Source organism: Paenibacillus ihuae (assembly GCF_001368795.1).
In the GTDB taxonomy this organism is placed as follows: domain Bacteria; phylum Bacillota; class Bacilli; order Paenibacillales; family Paenibacillaceae; genus Paenibacillus_AQ; species Paenibacillus_AQ ihuae.
Map to the genome: position 1 here is coordinate 121,547 of NZ_LN831200.1, position 1,376 is coordinate 122,922.

The 1,376-nt window shown below is 44.4% G+C and carries 3 protein-coding genes and 1 other annotated feature; of the genes, 2 read left to right on the forward strand and 1 reads right to left on the reverse strand.

Annotated elements, in window-relative coordinates:
- The coding region (locus AQR02_RS32635; RefSeq protein ID WP_148449199.1) for an RNA-guided endonuclease InsQ/TnpB family protein at nucleotides 1-485 on the reverse strand (485 nt) is incomplete at its 3' end.
- A 108-nt stretch (nucleotides 486-593) separates the two neighbouring features.
- Here AQR02_RS32635 and AQR02_RS23125 point away from each other — a divergent pair.
- A complete protein-coding gene (locus tag AQR02_RS23125; protein ID WP_054942773.1) occupies nucleotides 594-848 on the forward strand; it encodes a hypothetical protein in 255 nt (84 codons plus the stop codon).
- A 33-nt stretch (nucleotides 849-881) separates the two neighbouring features.
- Nucleotides 882-1,007 carry a hypothetical protein gene (locus AQR02_RS35210; protein WP_280818661.1) on the forward strand — a complete coding sequence of 42 codons (126 nt, stop codon included), beginning with the start codon at nucleotides 882-884 and terminating at the stop codon, nucleotides 1,005-1,007.
- Between the two features lie 121 nt (nucleotides 1,008-1,128).
- Nucleotides 1,129-1,347: a binding site (T-box leader), on the forward strand.
- The last annotated feature ends 29 nt before the right edge of the window (nucleotides 1,348-1,376 follow it).

Genomic DNA, 1,376 nt, shown 5'->3' on the forward strand with positions numbered 1-1,376 from the left:
GCTATTTTTTCATGAAGCTTGGCAACTTTCAATCTTGCCTTATGTCGGTTATTGCTTCCTTTCTTCTTCCGAGACAAGTCCTTTTGCAGCTTCTTTAACCGTTTTTCAGAAATACGAAGATATTTAGGATTGGCGAACACTGCACCATCAGAAGTAACGGCAAAGTCCTTCAGTCCTAGATCAACCCCAATCTTCTTTTCTGCTTTAGCTAAAGGGACTATGTCTGTTTCAACTAAAACGGAAGCAAAGTATTTGCCTGATGGTGTTTTTGAGAGTGTGCATGATTTGATCTGCCCCGTGAATGGACGATGGACCTTGATCCGGATTCTTGTCTTTAGCTTCGGAATTTTGAGCGTTCCGTCTTTAATCGCTATTGTTCCATTTTGATTGTTTGTTGTAAAGCTGTCATTGTTTGTTTTCTTGCTTTTGTATTTAGGGAAACCCGCGTTATCAGTCCGAAAAAAATGCCTATTGGCTTTCTCCAGGTTGAGCTGTGCATTGGCTAAGGCAAGGCTGTCTACTTCTTTTAGCCACTGGAATTCTTTCTTCTATCTAGCAGGTGTATTATTGAGCATTTTTCCGCTCTGTTTATAATGTTCGATCTTATCCGCAAGCAAGGGCTGGAATTTGCGGTCGCTGCGCTCCTTTTGACAGGCAAGCTGAAGGTAGACTCCATTCAGATGTTTAGAGACGCTTCCCTGCTCGTGAGCCTGGTCGGGAAATATACATCCCTGAATCATTTGAGCGAGAGCAATGTAGATAAGCTGGTCAGCTTTCTCGATGATAACAGCAGCCTGACATTAAATGAAATTATGACCGCCTTAAAGAAAAAGGCCGATCTCTCATAAAAAATGATGATGCTCAAGGGGGCAAAAGAGCTTATGGGAAATTTGGATTTTGACGGGGAGAATTTTGCCGGTGCCCTGCTGCTGGTAATCGTAATTGCCCTGCTGATTTATGGCTCCACGGATATCAAAGATCTGACCGCTGCCCCGACCTCGGATTAAGGCCTCTCTGCCCCAGTTGACCGGAGGGGTACCAAAACCTGATATTTTTCAAAAAAAGGAATTAATTAAGGGATAGGCTCTTGCTTTCTCCCAAAAATTCGCTATACTGAAAAAAATCAATATGCAATCGATGAACGGGATAGTAGTGATTTGGATCTAGTCCTCAGCGAGCCGGGAGAGTGGAAACCGGTACAGGCCAACCCATGAAGCGCACCCGGGAGATGGACTTCTGAACTGACAGTAGGAAGCCCCGGCTGAAGACCGTTAACTTATGAGTGGCTAAACCGGCGGTTTAGCAACGAGAGTGGTACCGCGAGCGCAATAAGCCTTCGTCTCTTTTTTGAGATGAGGGCTTTTTCTTATGCATAC